This window comes from Bacillus swezeyi (assembly GCF_030908325.1).
Taxonomy (GTDB): domain Bacteria; phylum Bacillota; class Bacilli; order Bacillales; family Bacillaceae; genus Bacillus; species Bacillus swezeyi.
Genome location: NZ_CP133085.1, coordinates 199,393 through 218,738, shown reverse-complemented (window position 1 = coordinate 218,738; position 19,346 = coordinate 199,393). Strand labels below are relative to the sequence as shown.

Genomic DNA, 19,346 nt, shown 5'->3' with positions numbered 1-19,346 from the left:
TTGGTGGCATAGAATCTCCTTTCATGATGGGGACTGAAATGATTTTAACTTCAATCTTTTAGATTTACTCATTTTCGGGAAAATATTAAATGAAAGTATTTAATTTTATACTTGTGGTACAGTAAGAATGCAAAACAAGATTGAAAGTAGGTGAACCCATGTCCACTCACAATAAACACAATAGATTAATCAATGAGAAGTCTCCATATTTACTTCAACACGCCCACAACCCTGTAGACTGGTATCCGTGGAGAGAAGAAGCCTTCGAAAAAGCAAAACGCGAAAACAAGCCGGTTCTCGTCAGCATCGGTTATTCAACATGTCGTCATTGGTGTCACGTCTGTTAAACTAGCCAGAAATAAAGAGATAGGAAGCTTTAAATTCTCAGTGTCTTTAACTCTTGTGTATTCAATTGATTCTTGTATGGCTTTTAGAGTTTCAAAGAAATTTCCGTATGATACTTTACCAATATCGTTTACGATTTTTTCTTGTATTTGTAACCAAATAGGAATTGCTTCTTTTAATTTTTCAATGTCTAATTCGGTTATTGTAATGATTTTCGTTCTGGAATCATGGATATCTTTTGTGATATTAACATAGCCGCTTTTCTTCAATATATTCACATTACGAGTAATGTAGTTTTATGAAGAACAGCAAGAGCTACAGAAGAATCTCCGTGCAGTAGTCCCATCGGTTGAATTGTTTTCGGACCGACTGACATTTTGCATACAACACGGTCGGTAGTTGCTTCTTTATATGTTATCCCTAACGCCCCAATTCGACCTGCCAAGTCTTTTTTTATTTTGCAATTCTTTGTTTTTTCTGATCCTGTATTTCAAGCGTTGAAGCCCATTCAATCTCTATGTTTGCATAATGTTACATTCATTTTGTGTACAAAATAGTCACTGATACCGCATCATGGATAATCCTATAGGGATGAAAAACAAAAAGATACCAATTTAATTTTTGGCATCTTCTCTATTTTGATTCCCTTCACAATTGTTTGCATTTCATCTTACTAATGGAAAATATAAAGTTAACTTAACGAATAAAAGCAAAGTCTTTCTGTGCTAAAGCATCCTCCAGCCATCTAGGGTGCATTGGCAATAGATTTTCCGGTAACTCACGGATATTAAAATACCTAATTTCTAAGGCTTCCTCTGTGGATTTTTTCAATGTCCCGCCAATCACTTCACATTGAAAACAGTTGGTAATAAAGTGACTGACTCTTCCGTCAGGGTAAATAAATGTTTGTGAGCTTGGATCAGAATAAACTCCTATCATTTTAGAAACTTTAACAGTTAATCCGGTTTCCTCTTTTATTTCTCTTATTATCGCTTGTTCAACTGATTCACCAGGTTCCACATGTCCTGAAGGTATGCCCCATTGACCATTATCAGCACGCTTCATTAATAAAACCGAACTTGATTCTTTGATTATTATTCCAGCGACTCCAGCTTTAACTTGTTCTGTCCATTGATAATCTGGTTTCTCACGTACTTCTATCTTAACTTCACTATCGAACAAATACTTCAAATCGCGGATCACAACATCTGGATTTCTAAAGTCATGTTCTACAGGAAATAAAGTATTTTGATCAGAAACTAAGATAGAAGCTATGCCCATTTGGTTCGCTCCAATAATATCTGTCTCAGGTGTATCTCCAATCATGACGCATCTCTCTTTGTCTTCAAAGGACTCAAGTATTTTTTCAAATATTGAAGACTCCGGTTTTCCAATTATGATGGGTGCTTTATCTGCACCCGTTTTAACAGCCTCAACTATGGCACCTGTAGCTGGTGCTGGTCCTTTAGCGGTGGGAAATGTTTTATCCCCATTTGTAGCAATAAATGAAGCCCCACGGCGGATGAGATTTACTGCCTTATGTATATCTTGAAAAGTAATATTGTTATCCCATCCAATGACAACAGCCTCTGCTAGATCTTCTTCAAGATCAATACCAGCTTTTCGAATCTCGCTTTTAAGTTGATCATTTCCTAATATATATGCTTTCTTTATTCCAGCCTTAACAAGGTAATCAGCTGTTGCCCACCCCGAAGTAATGACTTCATCAATACTTGCTGAAAAACCGAGTTTATGAAGCCTTTTAACAATCGTTTCTCTTGTAACACAGGGATCATTCGTTAAAAAACGAATGGATTTCTTTTTTTCACGGAGGCGTTTTAAAGAAGAAACAGCTTCTGGTAAAGCTTTGTCTCCTATATAAATAACTCCGTCTAAATCGAATAAAAATACATCATATTCCTTGTAGATCATCGTAACACTCCTTAAGTAGTTGTCTCTTAATTAATGATTGAGCGATACGCGAAATGATTTGTAGGCCCTTGTCCCTTCCCAATTCCTATGGGATGTTTAATAGCTGCTGAAATAAATTCTTTTCCTGTTGCGACAGATTCTGGTATACTGTGCTGCTTTGCTAGCTCTGCAGTTATAACGGCAGAAAAAGTACAGCCTGTTCCATGGGTATGTTTTGTATCAAAGCGAGGAGAAACAAATTCCTCAAAGGTCTCGTCAAAGTACATAATATCGCGAGCTTCTCCGTTCAAATGCCCTCCTTTTACGACAGCACTCTTTGCTCCATATACTTCCACAATTTCTTTAGCAGCATCACGCATCTGCTGTATAGTTTTTATTGATTTGCCGATTATTACTTCTGTTTCTGGAATATTTGGTGTAATAACAGTTGTTTGAGGTATTAATAATTTTTTCAAATGATTAACGGCATCCTTATGAAGCAGATGATGTCCGCTTTTAGCAACCATAACTGGGTCCATCACATACGATTGGATATGAGCCGCTTTTAATTTTTCAGCTATCAGTTCAATAATTTCTACACTTGCAAGCATACCAGTTTTTACAGCATCTGGTTTTATGTCTCCAATGACACAGTCTATTTGCTGAGATATATTATTCAGAGATACCTCCTCAAAACTTTTCACACCAAGTGTGTTTTGAGCAACAACTGATGTAATAACAGCCATTCCATATACTTGCTGTTCCTGAAAGGTTTTTAAGTCTGCATGAATTCCCGCTCCCCCGGTTGGATCTGTTCCAGCAATCGAAAGTGCTTTGTAGATATCCGTCAACTCATACTCCTCCTTAGGTAGGTTTAACTGCTTCAAAAATTATAAAAGGTGGATATTCCTTTTCACTTTTCCAATTATTAAATTTAAATTTTTGTTCGATAGCCTTTAACTGCTCTCCGTCAATTTCGTTTAACGTTGGTTCTAGTAAAGTTACACTTTCAAAACCTGCATTAGATAAAAGTTTATAGTACATTGACTTCGGCCAATGAAAGTCATTTAAAATTAAATCTGCTTGTTCAGGAACATGAAGCCACTCATTTCTTTCTTCTCCATAAGAATATTCTTTCCCCGGTATTCCGTTGCGAAAGGTTGAAAATTCTATTCCAGTTGAATCAGGGTTCGTATCGAGTATAACAAAAGAAGCGCCCGGTTTTAACACACGAAAAATTTCATCCATTATTCTTTTGATACGTTGATCACTATCTGTATTAATAAAGACGTAACAGGCCATAGCAGCATCAACTGAATGATCTGGTAAGAAGAAAAGATTATCATGTTCAATTAAATGATAGTCAACATGTGGATGCTTTCTTTTTGTCTTTGCTATATCTAACATCTTACTTGATTCATCTACTGCGATTACATTGCAATCTATTCTGTCAGCTAACCTATATGCTACCTTTCCGGGACCACAGCCAAAATCGAGCACCTTTTTAATATCCTCTTTATCAAATTTACGAAAAACATACTCAAAACCTAATGTTTGTTCTAAAACGTCGTTATAAGCATCGAATTTACCAGCAACACTGTCTTCTTTCCAAGAAGTTTTCATTAAATTTCCTCCTTTTGTTTAGTTGAGAAATAATTAAACCACTTATTTCTAACAAAAAATTGATAAATAGGAAGTAAGCCTTGAAATAGAGAATGATCCATATCTCGTTTATAAGCAATATGCTGATATATACTGAAAAGTAAAAGAATCTGTTTCCAATATTCAGGTAAGTCTAGAGTTTCAATATCCTGCTTTGACATTGAAATTTGATCTTTTCTAAGCAAAGCCTCATATTCTAAAACTGTTTCGATGAAGGGCCAATTATTCCCGGTAGGCATTTTAGGAAATTCAAAAGCCGAGATATCATTATGGGTTTTTGCTTCCTCAAGTACTGTTTTTGCCCATTCGTTGTCCGACTCGTAAATATGAATGGAACCAACATTATGGAAATATTCCCCGACTTCTAAATGAAGTTCTCTCGCCATTAATTCTTGCATAAATGTAAAAGAGAACAGATCACTAATCATCCCTCGAAATGCATCATTTGCACGCATTACGGAAGACATGTATAACTTGTCTTCTCTTATGAAAAATTGCAAACCGATTGTGCAAGAAACATCAATGTTTCCAGAAACGAAGAGTTCCGAGGCATCGAATATTTGAATAAATGCCCTTTTTGAATCAATGTCTTCTTGTGTCAAAAGATTTTTTATTCTATTCCATTGATTTAGTTTTGCGTTTCCAAATTCAAATATTTTAGGACCATACGCAGTACCTGTTAATGTTTTTTTATTCATTGAATATAAAGGCATTTTTTTATTGTAATAACTAATAAAATCTAAGTTATTACTCCCCGATAAATACCATAAAACTTCAGCAAAATTAAACACGATATTTGTTTTTCTAGAGGGTAAGTAAGTGACACGTTCTATTGGATTTTCAAGGATCAGATGATAGTTCAATTGTTCTTTGCTTTTTTGTCCACGCGGTGAATTCAAAAATTCAGGGTTGTAATAGATGTCATACAGGGTTTCCATATATGCTTCATGAAAAGTTTTCTTTCTCATTTAGATTCCACCTTTTATTTCATAAGGATACTTTTAATCTTCTCTAATAAATCATCAGTATCTTTAAAATTAATGTATTCAACATCAGCTACTACATTTAACCCTTGAATTAAGAATGCGTAATCCCTATCATTTTCTAGTAATAACACTATCTTTTTTTTCAAGGCAGAAGCCCATCCAATTTCTATATGCGTTCCAGGAGAAGCCGGTGAGCCAGGAAAAGCTACAAAAAGGTCGCAAGTGCTTATTTCATCAAAATCAATTTTAGTGCACTGTTGGGGTGTCATGAAATCTTTCCCCCATCCTTCTCGCTTGTGAGCATTATGAACTAACCATCCTTCATTTTCAAAAAAAGAAATTAATGACTCCAACTTTCCCCTTTCATGTAAACTCATCAATCCAGTATTCTCATCTACTAAACTTTTAAAAGGCCCTGCTAAAAAAACTTTTTTAGTTGTCACTTTAATATCATCCTTTCAAAATAAATAAAGCCACTTTCATATGGAAAGTGGCTTAAATATAGATAAGATAAAAAATCTCTCTAATTTTTTCACTTCCCTACGCTGGTGTTAACCAAATCAGGTTCAAAGGGTCAGGACTTATGTCTCTTCTCAGCTTCTAAAGCTCCCCTAGTGGATAAAATATAAATATTTACTTTAATCCTAAACTATTCCATGTCATTAGTCAAACAATGATAGGATTAAAAAGGAAGCAGCTAATTATTATTTAAAAGTGGATTCCATCAAACAACTGAGATAACAGTTTGCCTTCCCATTTCCTTTTCCAAATATGCCAAATAAGTTTGACATAATGAAAACAATCATTTACGACAAATATGTAAAATATCTTTTCCATAAAGGAGTTTTTATGGAAAAAGGTTATAAAACATGCTAGAAAGGAAAAAGGTTTTTCTCAAGAGCAATTGGCCAAAGCGTGCGGCGTTTCCCGTCAAACCATTAATGCTATTGAAAATAATAAGTATGATCCGAGTTTATCTCTTGCTTTTCAATTGGCATATTGTTTAGGGGTAACAGTTGACCAATTATTTTTATTCGAATCAGAAAGGGATGTCAGAAATGAGAAAAATTGAAGTGTTTAGTTTGCTATTTCTAATCATTATTACCTTATACTTCGAGGGAACTTTACTGAGCTATATTAAACAACATCGGACGTTACTGAAGGGATTTTATTGATTAATTTGCTATTAGCATGGGGTCAATTCTTTATATGGAGAACGAAAAATAAAGTAAAGAAGGATGAAATGGGTAAATAAATACTAAAAAAAGTGCTCCAATGAGTTACAACATCGTTTTTATCACTTTATTTACTCTTTGGATCATCGATTTCTTTTTCATTAATAACGGAAAGAACTATATATTATTTGTCGCTTTTTGCATTGCATATATAACTTATCCCTAATCCAATTTGTTTTGGTAAAAAACATATATAAGAGGATAACAAGAGTTAGCCTACTCAATGATTTTTATCTTTCTGTTTAAATTATAGAACATACCTGCATCATTTGGTATGTTCTTTCTTATGCTGTGAATCCAGGCGCATCTCCATTCAAACTTCCCTTTCTCAGGAATAGGTACGCAGAGTAACGTTAGCAGTTCTGCTGACTCAAGCCGGCTTGTTGTGTTTGCATTGACAATTATCCATCCATTCCAAAACCTGCTCATTTTTTGAATTTATATATGATTACTGTGGTAATCTAAGGATAGTCAATAAGGAAAGAAGGTGATCCCATGCCCACTAACAATAAACCCAATAGATTAATCGCTGAGAAGTCTCCGTATTTACTCCAACATGCTCACAATCCTGTGGATTGGTATCCGTGGGGAGAAGAAGCCTTCGAAAAAGCAAAACGCGAAAACAAGCCGGTTCTCGTCAGCATCGGCTATTCGACTTGCCATTGGTGTCAATAAGAAACTAAGATAGAAATATTATCTTAATCATAAACATAAATCTACATGTGATCGGGCATAGTTAATATACATGAAGGAATTGAAAGAAATAACAATAACTTCAGATTGTTCCCAAAGTTTACTGAAAACCCTTGATTTTTGATGTTGAACCTTTTAAATATTTGATATTTTGGGGTTGAACAGATTTTTTCCACCAAAAAGTGCTATAATAGGGGATGATTAGTACCACAACAACTTTTTTGAAGGGGGACATTTAGCTTATATGCAAACATTTAACTTTATTTCAGGAGTGTGTTCAATATTATCTTTCATAATAAGCATCTTTGTTGCTGGGAAAGTTATAAAGATAACCAAAAATTTAAATATCAATTCAAATAGCGCCAGAAAACAACTAGTTATTGGAAAAGGGAACAAAACAGCTGGGAATGATATGAAAAATGTTTGAGAGAATACTGCAAATAATAGCTGGAAACAATAATAAATCTGCAGGTAGGGATATAAAAGAGACAACTCATATCTATAATTTTAATCCTCATCCTATCAGGTTCTATGAACAAGATCTAAAAGAAATTATAGAATGTTTCTCTAAGGAAACTGACAATATCAACAATGTTATTGAAAATACAACAGATTTCTATCGACCTAAAATTAAGAAAAAAAACGAAATCAATAGACTTTCAAATGAATATTTTGAACACATAAAGAAAAATAGCTTAATGCACTTTGAAAAAATATCCATTTTTCTCAAAGACATAAGAAATGAAGAGTTTTTAAAAATGTACCTTAGTACAACAACAGAAATAAACAATAAAATTGTATGCAATAGGAGAGAGTTCGAGTATTTCGAAAAGATCTTTGATGCGATATATAACTATATAGTTGAAAAGTCTAATTATGAACTTCCATTCAACAAAGAACTCATATGGGTTTTTCTACATTATATGTATTATAGTTGCGACATAGGTGATAAACATGATCAAACCTCATAAATATATGGATTTAAAACTTTCAATTTTTAATATTAGTCACATTATTATACAGAAATTAAAAAATAAAAATATCTACCCATATGATGATTTATATAAAGCTATTTGTCAAGAAATTAATGAAGATGGCATTATGGAACTTTTTAATTTGGCACTTACTTTTTTGTATTCTTTTAATGCAATCAAATACAATAAACATTCTGATAATGTGGAGCTGCTAAAGAATGAAAATATCTAAGATATATTCAAATAACAGTAGATTTAATGATTTAGATTTTACTGATGGGTTAAATATAATACTTGGTAGAGTAATTAATCAGCAAAATCTTGAATCTGATTCACACAATTTAGGAAAGAGTACTCTTATAAATTTAATAGATTTTATGTTTTTAAAAGGATTAAAACCAGGTAACTTTTTAAAAGATAACATCGAAAAGTTCAGTGACTATACTTTTTTTATGGAGCTTAAAAAAAACAATTCACAATACATAACAATAAAAAGAAGTGTGAAGAACAACACTAAGATATCCTTGAAATTCCATAACGAGGGCAAACAAGACTTTCGAGAGGAATTAGTTTGGGACTATAAAGACCTTCCCTTAACTTCGTCTGATGTAAACAAAAATCCCAAGGAAATATTAAATCGTTTTTGGGGATTTAGCGAGTTGCTTCCATATGATTACAGACAATATGTTAACTATTTTTTAAGAACACAATATGATTATGATGAAGTTTTTAAGCTAACAAAGTTTAGAGGTAGCGATTCTTCATGGAAACCAGCAATCGCTCAATTACTCGGATTTAATGGTGCGTTAATTAAAGAAAAGTACTTGAAAGAATCAGAAATTAAAGATGAATTAACACTATTTAATGATATGGAACAAAAACTTAAAATTAATCTTAATCAATTAAACCAAATTAAATCTTTGTTAGATATAAGTGAAGCAAAAAAAGAGAAGCTTCTAACGAAAATCGATGATTTTGATTTTTATATGAATGAAAGAGAACTAAATAGAGAATTAATTGAAGAAATAGAAACGAATATCTCTAAATTAAATAGTAAAGAATATAAATTAAAATATGAGATAAAGAAAACTCAAGAATCTTTAAGAAACAGTGTTCCTTTTGATATAAGTAAATTACAAACGCTGTTCTCTGAAATAAAAGTATTTTTTCCAAATGAATTAAAGAAAGAGTATGGTGATTTAGTTAAGTTTAATAATGATATTACAGAAGAAAGAAACCTACTCTTAGAAGAAAACTTAGCTATTTTACAAAAGGACTTGGAGTATGTAAATAATAAGTTGCGGAAAGAAAATAAGCGTCGTAATGAAATTCTTTCTTTGTTAAAAGAAAAAGATTCCTTCACTAAATTCAAGAAGTACCAAATGGAGCTTGTTGAAGTTGAAAACGAGATTAGTAACCTATTAAGCAAAATGGACAATTACGATCTCTTAAAAGAAATGGATGACGCTATTAAAGCTAAGGAAGCAGCACTACAAAACATAATTGATCGTATAGAACACCATTTAAATCAGGGCAATAATTTATTTAAGCAAATAGCGATAGATTTTTCCCAATTGGTTTTAGAGATACTAGGGGAAACTGCAATACTCTTTTATCAGATCAATGATTCTAAAAACGTTGATTTCAAGGCCAAAATAATAGGAATAGATGAAGCAGAATTAACATCTAAATCCGATGGTTACTCATATAGAAAAATGTTATGCGTGTGCTTTGATTTAGCTGTTCTAATTAATTATCCTACCGAAAAATTTTACCGATTTGCTTATCATGACGGAAGCTTAGAGTCCTTATCAAATACAAAAAAAATAAAATACATTAATAAAATAAGGGAATTATGCTCTAAAAATGGAATTCAATATATCTTTACAGCCTTAGAAGATGACATCCCCAGAAATTCAGATGATTCCCTATATAAAATTTATGATAATGAAATAACAATTACATTGGATGACCGCGAAAATAACGAAGGCAGACTATTTGGAATGAGTTTTTAATTTTGAAAATCCATTTTTTATCTAATGCAAAAAGAATTTTATAATTTAAAGAGGGTATATTAAAGAATATATTACTTAAATTCGAAAGAAGGTGATCCCATGCCATACAAAAGTAAACCCAATAGATTAATCGCTGAGAAGTCTCCATATTTACTTCAACACGCTCACAACCCTGTAGACTGGTTTCCTTGGGGAGAAGAAGCATTTGATAAAGCGAAACGCGAGAACAAGCCTGTACTCGTATCTATTGGGTATAGCTAGTTTGGTTACTCTAATGCACATGCCATTGGTGTCACGTCATGGCCCACGAAAGCTTTGAAGACGAGGTAGTTGCAAAGCTTTTAAATGAGAATTTCGTATCGATTAAAGTCGATCGCGAGGAGAGGCCTGATGTCGACTCGATTTATATGACGATCTGTCAGATGATGACGGGGCAGGGCGGCTGGCCGTTGAATGTTTTTTTGACGCCTGAGCAGAAGCCGTTTTATGCCGGTACATATTTTCCGAAGACAAGCCGTTTTAACCGTCCGGGATTTGTCGAAGTATTGAAGCAGCTTTCTGATACGTTTGCAAAAAACCGCGATCACGTGGAAGACATTGCTGAAAAGGCGGCCAATAATTTAAGAATCAAAGCGAAAAGCGAATCCGGCGAGTCGCTGGACGAGGATATTCTGAAGCGCACGTATCAGCAGCTGATCAACAGCTTTGACGCAGCATATGGCGGATTCGGCAGCGCACCGAAGTTTCCGATCCCCCATATGCTGACCTTTCTGATTCGCTACCACCAATACAGCGGTGAGGAAAACGCCTTGTACAGCGTGACGAAAACGCTGGACAGCATGGCGGACGGAGGCATCTATGACCATATCGGCTTCGGATTCGCCCGTTATTCGACCGATAATGAATGGCTCGTGCCCCACTTTGAAAAAATGCTCTATGACAATGCTTTACTGCTGATCGCTTATACAGAAGCCTATCAATTGACGAAAAACGAACGATACCGCCGGATTTCCGAGCAGATCATCACATTTGTCCGCCGTGAAATGACGGATGAGAAAGGCGCTTTTTATTCTGCGCTTGATGCGGACACTGAAGGTGTAGAGGGCAAGTATTATGTATGGTCAAAAGACGAAATCCTTGAAACGCTCGGAGATGATCTTGGCGAATTATATTGCGCCGTTTATAACATCACGCCTGAAGGGAACTTTGAGGGGCGCAATATTCCAAACCTGATTTATACCAGGTTGGAAAATGTGAAGGATGAGTTCTCATTAACAGATGCTGAACTTCAAGAGCAGCTTGAAGAAGCGAGAAAAAGACTCTTTGAAAAACGGCAGGAAAGAACATATCCACATGTCGATGATAAAGTACTGACATCTTGGAACGCCCTGATGATCGCCGGTCTCGCCAAAGCGGCGAAAGTCTACAGTGCGCCTGAATATCTGAAAATGGCGCGGAATGCCGCTGCATTTATTGAAGACGAGTTGATCAAAGACGGACGCGTCATGGTCCGCTACCGCGATGGCGAAGTGAAAAATAAAGGATTTATCGATGACTACGCATTTTTGCTGTGGGCTTATCTGGAATTGTATGAAGCAACATTTGACTTGGCTGAATTGCGTAAAGCGAAGGAACTGGCTGCAAAGATGACCGACCTGTTCTGGGATGAAGAGCATGGCGGATTTTATTTTACCGGGAGCGATGCAGAAGCGTTAATCGTCCGGGACAAAGAAGTATATGACGGCGCTCTCCCTTCAGGAAACGGCGCAGCGGCCGTTCAGTTATTGCGGCTCGGGCGGCTGACGGGTGATTTGTCATTGATTGATCAGGTCGCGAAGATGTTTTCAGCGTTTCACGGAGACGTCTCATCCTATCCAAGCGGTCATGCAAACTTTCTCCAAAGCCTGTTAAGTCATGTGATGCCGCAAAAAGAAATTGTCGCGATCGGAAAGCAGGATGATCCGGACAGGCAGAAAATCATTGCGGCAATGCAGCAGGCCTTTCAGCCGAATTATGCCGTCCTCGCAGCCGAATCGCCGGGTGATTTTAAAGGAATTGCAGATTTTGCGGCAGACTATAAAGCCATAGATGACAAAACAACGGTTTATATTTGCGAAAATTTCGCCTGCCAGAAGCCGACAGCAGATATTGATGGAGCGCTTAAGCGGCTGCTATCCGTTTAAGCAGCGGCGACCGTGGGAAAACAAATACAAATCCATCAATAGAAAGGGGTTTAGAGCATGAAGCAGAAAAACGTCATTTCGGGTCTCACCGTTGTCGCCGGAGTCGCCGCTTATATGTTAAAAGATCAGTCAAACAGACAAAAGCTGAAAGCGTATATGCAAAACGCAAAAGAAAAAATCCCTTATTTTTTTGAAAAACAAAACAAAGATTCATTCCCGGTCGAAAAAGCAGGAAACCCGTCCCCGCAGGATATTGAAGACAATAAAATGGTTTCGGAAGAGTCCATGTATCCGGTTCATTATTATGATAAAGAGAAAAAATAGCGCCCCGTCAAAAAAGCTGTCATATCAAGTATGGCAGCTTTTATTTCTTTTTTTCCTGCCGCTCTAAAAATTTGAGGCGGTTGCCGAATGGATCATTGATATAAAACCGTTCTGCACCCTCTAAAGATTCATCTTCTTTTATTTCAATTCCATTAACCTTTCTTTCAGCTTTTTTAGATCGGCAAGACTGAATGCCGGATGGGCTTTTACGGCCGGAGCAAAATTTTCTTGAATTCCTACATGAAGCTCCTGTTCGCCGCATTGAAACCAGACTCCCCCTCGCTTTCTCAAGTTCTCAGGCTTCGGAATTTCCTTCATTTCAAATATGCCGGAAAAGAATTCCCTGCATAGATTCTCACTGTTTTGAGGAGCGGCAATTTGTACGTGGTCGTCAATGCCTTTCAAAAACATAACATAGCCTCTCTTCCTTTAGGATTTCCCAAAACTAATTTATCATAAATTCCCAATAATTCAACAATTTGTCCGCTGTGCATATCCTGCTTCTTCAAAGAAAAAAGCTGCCAAGAAATAGGGCAGCCTGGTTGTTTTATATTTTATTCTTATAGCAATAATGATTCACCAGCTCTTCGATCAAATCATGCTCTGGAAATTCTCCGCAAAAATCAAACAGGATCTCCTCGACAAACTCCCCGCGCCGGTAAACATGAATCGCTCCGTTTTGCCTTGTCACGCTGTACTCCGGTTCAAACGTATAGCCGTTCCGTTCTATTGCACCCATCTACCCCGCCCGCCTTTCAAAACAGCAGTTCATACACTTCGTTTAATTCTCTCGTCCGTTTATGATCCTGTTCATTCATTGCATATTTCATCTCATGTTCAAGCACTTGATTCAGAAAAGCAATTTCCCGCTCATCCAAGTGTCTGACAAACTCTTCCTCATTCGCATATTGCTGGGATGCGATTTTTCTGTAAATGCTCTGTCCTGTGCCATGTTCAAGATGATTTGACAGTGATTCGCGCAAATAGCCTAATGTTGTATCCATGTTCCGCGCTCCTTTTTTACCCATTAGGTTGGTTGAATTCCCCAAAATCATGCATTTTTTTAGAAAATCGCACCGCTTTAGTTAATTGTCTATCAGCTCTGCCTCTTTACACAGCTCTACCAACTGGTAAACACCGTAGAACTGCCTGCGGTTGCGCTGATTGATACTTTTCAGCGCATTTTCGGTGACTTCCTTTGCTTTTTCAATGCTTTGATATTCAACAGCCTGAACGATTTCCTTCATGTTCTCCAAAAAATAAACGGTTCTTCGCAAAGTGCGAATCAATAAAATTTGCCTAATATGAACCGGTGTGAACAGGCGGTAGCCGTTTTCCTGATCCCGTTCCGGCGAGATCAGCCCTTCTTTTTCCCAGTGGCGGATGGCAGAGGTTTCTACATTTGTGAGAGAAGCCGCTTCACCGATCGTCATATGGCGTTTCAACCTTTTACCTGAAACAATCGGGAGTTCCGGATCTCGCAATACGGCAAGCGTTTGATCGGCAACAGCTTTTTCCTCCTGTAAATCGGCTTGTTCTTTGTTCACAAGCCAGAAGGCGGCGTCCATGTCGCCGTTTTGAACATGACGAAGCACTTTGCAGGTGAGCCCTACGCCAAACGCCGGAAACATGGCGCGAAGGCAGCGGAAATAAGCCAGATGCAGACTGGTATAGAGGCGATAGCCATTCTCCGCGCGCTCGGGTGCAGGAACGACTCCCCAAGACTCATAATGCCGCAACGCGCTCGTACTGATGTCAAGCTCCCTGGCGATCTCAATCGGTTTGTAATAGCGCATCTCGGGTCCTCCCCATCGGTTTTATCGGACCTTCACTATACCAAATCACAATCGCCCAGACAAACTTTAGAGAAAAACATTAAAGTGCAAAGATAATCTAACTCCCAATAAAATTAAAGACATAAACATAAACCTTATCACTTGCATTAACCTTGTAAAATAGATGGTGAAAGTGATAAATCTATACAAAGGAGGCTATGATGAAGATTTCTTATGAAGTTCCAAACCCAAGTGAGTATAACGAATTGCGAACGGCTGCCGGTCTAAGCGAAAAGGAGGTCTCTTCAGCCAAAACGGCTTTGAGCCGCTCGATTTTTTCGGTCCTGATAAGGGATGAAGAGTCAAAGCTTATCGGAATGGCCAGAATTGTCGGGGACGGCGGCTGCTATTTCCAAATCGTCGATATTGCTGTCAGACCCCCTGACAAAGAGATCAAGAAAGCCATCATGAACGAAATCACAGACTATCTCCGGGAAAACGCACCAAAAGACGCCGATGTGATCTTAATGGCAGATGTCCCGTCAATCGGTTTATATCAGACATTTGGCTTTGATTATACGTATCCAAAATCAATCAGTTTGTCGGGAACGCTTTAAAACAAATCCCAATTGTTCATTCCGAGCAATTGGGATTTTTAATGCGGGCTTTTGAGAAAGAAGTGTTGTATAAAATACGTCTCAGCTTACTCAAGATAGACACCGAACAGCCGAAGGCTTTCTTCCAAGGTATAAAATTTGCTGCAGCTCATCGAGCTTTTGGATTTGATATGTCGGCACAATGTCCGTATCATTTGCTTTCACACCAGGATTGACCCAGCATGTATCCAATCCGGCCAGCCGGCCTCCTTTTATGTCCGCTGTCAATGAATCCCCGATGATCAGCCCCTGTTCTATAGAAAAATGAGGAATCCGCTCAAAAACATAATCAAAGTATTCCTTCATCGGCTTTTGAAAACCGGTGTCCTCCGAAACAAAAATATCCTTGAACATCGGATACAGCCCTGAATCACGCAAGCGCTTATACTGCGTTTTGGAAACACCGTTCGTCACAATATATAAATCATATTGTTCGTGCAGTCTTTCTATCAATTCATAGGCTCCGTCCATCAGCTGATGCCCTTCCTCAAGGAAGCTGCGATACTTCTTCTCTAACAAAGCGCCGTCAGCCTCAAGGCCATATTCCTTGAATAACAGAGAAAAACGGGTGTTCACCACTTCATCGCGGCTGATGCCGCCGTCTTCAAAAGCCCTCCATAAACGCTGATTGATTCTTTTGTAATCGGCTTTGATTTGATCTGTGAAAGGAATGTTCTGTTCCTCAAAGAGCAGGCGCAGCGCGGTGTTTTCCGCAGCGCCGAAGTCCAATAGTGTATCATCGACATCAAACAATAAAGTGCGATACGTTTTCATAGATATGCCTCCGCTTTTGTCTTTTGTTGGCCAGCGCCCTACTGCCAATGCTCAGGGGTCTTTAAAGCAGGCGGTAATTGTGTTTTGCGATCACCCTTAGCCGAATTGACCTGAACTTGCGTGAGAAAAATGCTTCCCAAAAGGTTAGCCCCGCTCAAGTCAGCGTCTCGAAGATCGGCTCCAATCAGATCCGTCATCCTCATATTAGAACCTCTAAGATCAGCCGCAATCAAAAACGCCCCTCTGAGATCTGCCCCCTGAAGGTCGGCTCCCCTTAACTTTGCGCCGATCATATCGATTCCCCTGCCTATTTTCATCCGGCGGTTCTTCTTTTTCGCTTTTGCCCGAACGAATTCGCTTGTGCGCAGAAGCAGGTCATTCACCATCACCCGATGCCCTGGAACATCAAGATCCAGAAGTGATGCTGGATTCAGATTCCTGAGGGACTCCGTTTTTTCTATAGCAATCTGCAAATCTTCTTGAATGGGCTGGGCAGCTTTCACATGAATCGCTTCATTTAAATAATAAAGCATTTCATGAAGCTGCTGCATCACGGGAAACACGGCAAACATTTCTTCCGCCAATGCCGGGTGATCCCGCCAATCGTTTGCGTGATAGGCGTCTTGCGATACCTTTTGACCGGCTCCGAAGCATTCATAAACAGCACAGCCCCGAAACCCTTTTTCCCGCAAATCGTGATGAATGCCGCACCGGTAATCCGCCTGCAAATTGGGACAAGGATCGCCTCCGTCTTTATCAAAAGCAAAGTCAGCAGACTTTGCATAAGGCAAAGCAACGCAGCACAGCCCGTAACAATTCTCACAGTCCGCTCTTAAATGACCGGGAATACTGTCGTTATTCATACTTACACTTCCTTCTGAAGTTAATGGCTATGCTTAATCATAGTCTGATCTTGGAAAAAATACAATCGGGAATTGAAACAAGCCTTGCACGTCGTGTGCAAGGCTTTCATGTCAGCTAAAATCAATCTCCTTGGCGCCGGATGGCAGATGCTGAACATACGCGAGGTACCGCTTGACGTTGTCAGCTTCTGCAAATATATACGAAAAATCGATCTGTTCAGCCACTTCGACAGCCGTCTGCTCAAATAAATCCGTCATCTGGAACAAAACGTTCCACACCTGTTCATCATCTGCTGCGGGATAAGTCAGCAAAAGTCTTCCCCACGTATTCTCATCAAGATAACGATTGAGAAATTTTGCGTTTTTCCCTATGCTCAGTGAAAAATCGGTTTCGATGCCGACCTTCCATTCGAGCATTTTCAGCAGCATCGCCCTTACAAGGTTTAAATGATCCAAAGCATAAAGAATTTCCTGCCGCCACAAACCTTTTGCCACATATGTCGATGTCCACCAAAATTCATTGCAGCAGTCGGCAAAACATTGTGCGGACGGCTTTTGCACCCAATACTCCTGATCCGTCGGCTGAGGGAGCGCGGGCAAGACATCATCCTTATCGAGCAAGATGACAGTCAGTCCGTCTTCACGGCAATATTGATCCTTTTCTTCTAAAGGAATGAGCATCAAGTCGATCCGGCTGCCGTCCGTAAACAGCATCAAATATGAAAAACGATTGCCGAGCTCATTCGGAAACAGCTCCATGTCTTCCGGCATCTGCATGATAATCCGCTCGCCAAACACATCGACCCAATCGGGATCATCGAGAAAGGACTGCATGTCTGTCACCAGATAGGCAATATCATAATCCCGAAAAGGATCTTTCGGAACGTTTGGATTCGTTCGCGAACCGTTCATGCCGACAGCTCTGACGCGGCTGTCCTCTTCTGCAACTCTTAGCACCAAATCCATGATTTCTTTTTCTGAACGCATTTTCTTCAGCCTCCTATATCGTGATTGTTTGACAAAACACACGAACATTTGGAGGTCCCCGAATACATGGTTATATGAAATGCTCTAAACATGTCATTGATATGTCCTCCCGCTTTTAGCGTATGGCCTTCAGGTGATCGTCAAGGCGCTCCATCTGTGAGGAAAACCCTTCGACCATCCCCTTATCCATCAATTGCTGAAGCTCCTCTGGTGAAGAAAATTGAGAACGTGTAATCAGTTTTGTTTGATCTTCGTGTTCCGCGAAATTCACCTCAATCAAAATCTCCGGCATCCCGGGAACAACATTCCCTTCCTCGTCTGTAAACATATCCGTGTACACGATCTTTTCAGAGGTCACAATCTCCTGATAAACAGCCTTGCCGCAAGACTTGCGCCCATAAAATTCGCCCTGGTTCTCATCTTTACACTCCATGCAATAATGCCATACACCATGCGGCTTAAATTCAAACTTATAATTTTCGGTTTGCCACCCCTTAGGCCCCCACCAGCTTTCCAATTGCCCAGATTCGGAAAAAGCCTTAAACACAAGCTCCCGCGGAGCATCAAAGACCCGCTCGATGACGAGGTTTTTTCCTTCTGCTTTCGCTTTCATGCTGTTTACCGGTTTGTGAGCTGACATATCGATTCCTCCTTGATTGGATATCAAATTGAAACAACTGAAAAAAGCCGTGAAAACCCTGTGCCAAAACGCGTTTATTTACGGATCTTGACCAGCTGCCTCTCCTCAAAATAAAACATTTCGGCAATCTCATCGATGGATTTCTTTTTATTCAGCTTGACGTGCCTTCCTAACTGAAGGGTCTTTAAATGAATGACAAAGTCTAAGCGATCGTCTTTTTGTCTGTCTTCCTCGCCATCCCAGCAAGAATAAACTTCAATATCTTCGCCCTCAGCAATATATATGCTGATGTAACTGAATAACGCCCTTATGCCATTTCCGGGCTTGTGCAAACAACCTATTGCCTCATATACAAACGGTTTGCTGAATTTTGTTTTGACCATTTCGTACCCTTGATCCAGCTTATCGATATCAATCAAACCTTCTTCTGTTTGATCCCGGAAACTCCCCAGCGGAAGCTCCTTATCGGCTGCAATAAAATGATGGAGTGTCAACTGTCTTCCCTCTTCTTTCCTGTATAAAAAAGAACCCTATTAAAGGGTTCTTCAAATCGATCATTTTTCCTGCTTAGCAGTTATTTCCGTCAATATCGCATTGCCAGCCGTCAACAAGCTTTTGTTTGCTTTCTTTTTCAATCACCTGTTCAAACACCTCTTGAGCCGCGGCCCCGGCGATACGCTCATTACCAATGATAAAAGTCGGAACGGCCGTAATGCCGGCTTCTTCATAAGCGTGTTGGAGCGCCTTCCGCTGCACGTCCCAGTATTTTCTCGAGGTTAAAGCTTCTTTAAAAGCCTGTTCATCCAGCCCGGCTTCTTTGGCTAACGCTGTTAAAACACCGATGTCTCCAATATTTTGATCTTCCTGGAAAAACGCTTCGTAAACCCGGTCATTGTACGTTTTCGCTTTGCCGTGCTCTTTCGCAAAGTGATAGCCTTCATGGGCCAAATCGGTATAAGGATGCGGGGAGATTTCAGGCAGCTTCATATTGACGCCCCATGCTTCAATTCTCGGCTTGATCGCGCCATCCCACATCGCCAATTTTGAAGGATCGTTCAACGGATCCAATTGTTCAGAAGGACGAGGCCTCAGTTCAAACGGCATCCACTCCACTTCGACGTCCTTTCCTTCGATCGCTTTCTCAAACTGATCTTTTCCCAAAAAACAAAACGGGCAGACGTAATCGGAATATACTTTTATTTTGATTGTCATGTCTTGATTCCCTTCTTTTGTAACAACATCTGTTACAAATATACGATATGTAACTATAATAGTTACAATTGATACTTCTGTCAATACTTTAATATGAGATTAAAAATCTGC

Annotated in this window: 23 protein-coding genes, 3 pseudogenes and 1 riboswitch; of the genes and pseudogenes, 10 read left to right on the top strand and 16 right to left on the bottom strand. The window is 38.8% G+C overall.

Annotated features, from left to right (window positions below):
* Window positions 1-158: 158 nt before the first annotated feature.
* A pseudogene (locus RBH91_RS01275) lies at window positions 159-341 on the top strand (DUF255 domain-containing protein); the annotation flags it as partial.
* On the opposite strand, the gene RBH91_RS01270 reads toward RBH91_RS01275, so the two are convergent.
* The 6 genes from RBH91_RS01270 to RBH91_RS01245 all read right to left on the bottom strand — a co-directional run bounded on the left by RBH91_RS01270 (window position 315) and on the right by RBH91_RS01245 (window position 5,347).
* A complete protein-coding gene (locus RBH91_RS01270) occupies window positions 315-614 on the bottom strand; it encodes a hypothetical protein (RefSeq protein ID WP_307894837.1) in 300 nt (99 codons plus the stop codon). The pseudogene RBH91_RS01275 and the gene RBH91_RS01270 overlap by 27 nt on opposite strands.
* A gap of 427 nt (window positions 615-1,041) precedes the next feature.
* A complete protein-coding gene (locus RBH91_RS01265; RefSeq protein ID WP_307893176.1) occupies window positions 1,042-2,277 on the bottom strand; it encodes an HAD-IIA family hydrolase in 1,236 nt (411 codons plus the stop codon).
* Window positions 2,278-2,303: 26 nt separating this feature from the next.
* Window positions 2,304-3,107, bottom strand: a complete 804-nt coding sequence (gene thiD, locus RBH91_RS01260) for a bifunctional hydroxymethylpyrimidine kinase/phosphomethylpyrimidine kinase (RefSeq protein ID WP_307893174.1) — start codon at window positions 3,105-3,107, stop codon at window positions 2,304-2,306.
* 13 nt (window positions 3,108-3,120) lie between these two features.
* Window positions 3,121-3,879, bottom strand: coding sequence for a class I SAM-dependent methyltransferase (locus RBH91_RS01255; RefSeq protein ID WP_307893172.1), 759 nt, complete (start codon window positions 3,877-3,879; stop codon window positions 3,121-3,123).
* Window positions 3,879-4,886 carry a thymidylate synthase gene (locus tag RBH91_RS01250; protein WP_307893171.1) on the bottom strand — a complete coding sequence of 336 codons (1,008 nt, stop codon included), beginning with the start codon at window positions 4,884-4,886 and terminating at the stop codon, window positions 3,879-3,881. The genes RBH91_RS01255 and RBH91_RS01250 overlap by 1 nt, the downstream gene beginning before the upstream one ends.
* Before the next feature lie 14 nt (window positions 4,887-4,900).
* Window positions 4,901-5,347: a nucleoside 2-deoxyribosyltransferase gene (locus tag RBH91_RS01245; RefSeq protein ID WP_076762670.1), complete on the bottom strand. Its 447-nt coding sequence runs from the start codon at window positions 5,345-5,347 to the stop codon at window positions 4,901-4,903.
* Between the two features lie 77 nt (window positions 5,348-5,424).
* Window positions 5,425-5,527, bottom strand: a riboswitch (TPP riboswitch).
* A gap of 239 nt (window positions 5,528-5,766) precedes the next feature.
* Here RBH91_RS01245 and RBH91_RS01240 point away from each other — a divergent pair.
* From RBH91_RS01240 to RBH91_RS01205, 8 genes and pseudogenes are all read left to right on the top strand, one after another.
* Window positions 5,767-5,976, top strand: coding sequence for a helix-turn-helix transcriptional regulator (locus tag RBH91_RS01240; RefSeq protein WP_307894607.1), 210 nt, complete (start codon window positions 5,767-5,769; stop codon window positions 5,974-5,976).
* Between the two features lie 658 nt (window positions 5,977-6,634).
* Window positions 6,635-6,808: pseudogene (locus RBH91_RS01235) on the top strand (DUF255 domain-containing protein); the annotation flags it as partial.
* A 443-nt stretch (window positions 6,809-7,251) separates the two neighbouring features.
* Complete coding sequence (locus RBH91_RS01230; RefSeq protein WP_307893170.1) at window positions 7,252-7,803, top strand: ABC-three component system protein; 552 nt, start codon at window positions 7,252-7,254, stop codon at window positions 7,801-7,803.
* On the top strand, window positions 7,787-8,038 hold the full coding sequence (locus RBH91_RS01225; RefSeq protein WP_307893168.1) for an ABC-three component system middle component 6: 252 nt from the start codon (window positions 7,787-7,789) through the stop codon (window positions 8,036-8,038). Before RBH91_RS01230 ends, RBH91_RS01225 begins: the two co-directional genes overlap by 17 nt.
* Window positions 8,025-9,821, top strand: coding sequence for a DUF2326 domain-containing protein (locus tag RBH91_RS01220; RefSeq protein WP_307893167.1), 1,797 nt, complete (start codon window positions 8,025-8,027; stop codon window positions 9,819-9,821). The genes RBH91_RS01225 and RBH91_RS01220 overlap by 14 nt, the downstream gene beginning before the upstream one ends.
* A 99-nt stretch (window positions 9,822-9,920) precedes the next feature.
* Window positions 9,921-10,082, top strand: a complete 162-nt coding sequence (locus tag RBH91_RS01215; RefSeq protein WP_307893166.1) for a DUF255 domain-containing protein — start codon at window positions 9,921-9,923, stop codon at window positions 10,080-10,082.
* A gap of 38 nt (window positions 10,083-10,120) precedes the next feature.
* Window positions 10,121-12,004, top strand: a complete 1,884-nt coding sequence (locus RBH91_RS01210; protein WP_307893165.1) for a thioredoxin domain-containing protein — start codon at window positions 10,121-10,123, stop codon at window positions 12,002-12,004.
* 57 nt (window positions 12,005-12,061) lie between these two features.
* A complete protein-coding gene (locus RBH91_RS01205; protein WP_307893164.1) occupies window positions 12,062-12,328 on the top strand; it encodes a hypothetical protein in 267 nt (88 codons plus the stop codon).
* Between the two features lie 40 nt (window positions 12,329-12,368).
* Here the strand turns inward: RBH91_RS01205 and RBH91_RS01200 are convergent.
* From RBH91_RS01200 to RBH91_RS01185, 4 genes and pseudogenes are all read right to left on the bottom strand, one after another.
* Window positions 12,369-12,739: pseudogene (locus RBH91_RS01200) on the bottom strand (glyoxalase).
* 136 nt (window positions 12,740-12,875) lie between these two features.
* Window positions 12,876-13,067 carry a YbxH family protein gene (locus tag RBH91_RS01195; RefSeq protein ID WP_307893163.1) on the bottom strand — a complete coding sequence of 64 codons (192 nt, stop codon included), beginning with the start codon at window positions 13,065-13,067 and terminating at the stop codon, window positions 12,876-12,878.
* Window positions 13,068-13,083: 16 nt separating this feature from the next.
* The gene (locus RBH91_RS01190; protein WP_307893162.1) at window positions 13,084-13,332 is read right to left on the bottom strand and encodes a sigma-G-dependent sporulation-specific acid-soluble spore protein CsgA; all 249 of its coding nucleotides are present in this window, start codon (window positions 13,330-13,332) and stop codon (window positions 13,084-13,086) included.
* An 81-nt stretch (window positions 13,333-13,413) separates the two neighbouring features.
* Window positions 13,414-14,124 carry a TioE family transcriptional regulator gene (locus RBH91_RS01185; RefSeq protein ID WP_307893161.1) on the bottom strand — a complete coding sequence of 237 codons (711 nt, stop codon included), beginning with the start codon at window positions 14,122-14,124 and terminating at the stop codon, window positions 13,414-13,416.
* A 200-nt stretch (window positions 14,125-14,324) separates the two neighbouring features.
* On the opposite strand from RBH91_RS01185, the gene RBH91_RS01180 reads away from it, so the two are divergent.
* Window positions 14,325-14,720, top strand: a complete 396-nt coding sequence (locus RBH91_RS01180; RefSeq protein ID WP_307893160.1) for a GNAT family N-acetyltransferase — start codon at window positions 14,325-14,327, stop codon at window positions 14,718-14,720.
* Window positions 14,721-14,810: 90 nt separating this feature from the next.
* On the opposite strand, the gene RBH91_RS01175 is transcribed toward RBH91_RS01180, so the two are convergent.
* The 6 genes from RBH91_RS01175 to RBH91_RS01150 all read right to left on the bottom strand — a co-directional run bounded on the left by RBH91_RS01175 (window position 14,811) and on the right by RBH91_RS01150 (window position 19,235).
* On the bottom strand, window positions 14,811-15,533 hold the full coding sequence (locus RBH91_RS01175) for a YjjG family noncanonical pyrimidine nucleotidase (RefSeq protein ID WP_307893159.1): 723 nt from the start codon (window positions 15,531-15,533) through the stop codon (window positions 14,811-14,813).
* A gap of 38 nt (window positions 15,534-15,571) precedes the next feature.
* On the bottom strand, window positions 15,572-16,396 hold the full coding sequence (locus RBH91_RS01170) for a pentapeptide repeat-containing protein (RefSeq protein WP_307893158.1): 825 nt from the start codon (window positions 16,394-16,396) through the stop codon (window positions 15,572-15,574).
* Window positions 16,397-16,507: 111 nt separating this feature from the next.
* Window positions 16,508-17,383 carry an aminoglycoside 6-adenylyltransferase gene (locus RBH91_RS01165; RefSeq protein ID WP_307893157.1) on the bottom strand — a complete coding sequence of 292 codons (876 nt, stop codon included), beginning with the start codon at window positions 17,381-17,383 and terminating at the stop codon, window positions 16,508-16,510.
* Between the two features lie 115 nt (window positions 17,384-17,498).
* Window positions 17,499-18,023, bottom strand: a complete 525-nt coding sequence (locus RBH91_RS01160) for an SRPBCC family protein (protein WP_307893156.1) — start codon at window positions 18,021-18,023, stop codon at window positions 17,499-17,501.
* Between the two features lie 74 nt (window positions 18,024-18,097).
* On the bottom strand, window positions 18,098-18,517 hold the full coding sequence (locus RBH91_RS01155) for a hypothetical protein (protein WP_307893155.1): 420 nt from the start codon (window positions 18,515-18,517) through the stop codon (window positions 18,098-18,100).
* A gap of 73 nt (window positions 18,518-18,590) precedes the next feature.
* Window positions 18,591-19,235, bottom strand: a complete 645-nt coding sequence (locus RBH91_RS01150) for a DsbA family oxidoreductase (protein ID WP_307893154.1) — start codon at window positions 19,233-19,235, stop codon at window positions 18,591-18,593.
* Between the last annotated feature and the right edge of the window lie 111 nt (window positions 19,236-19,346).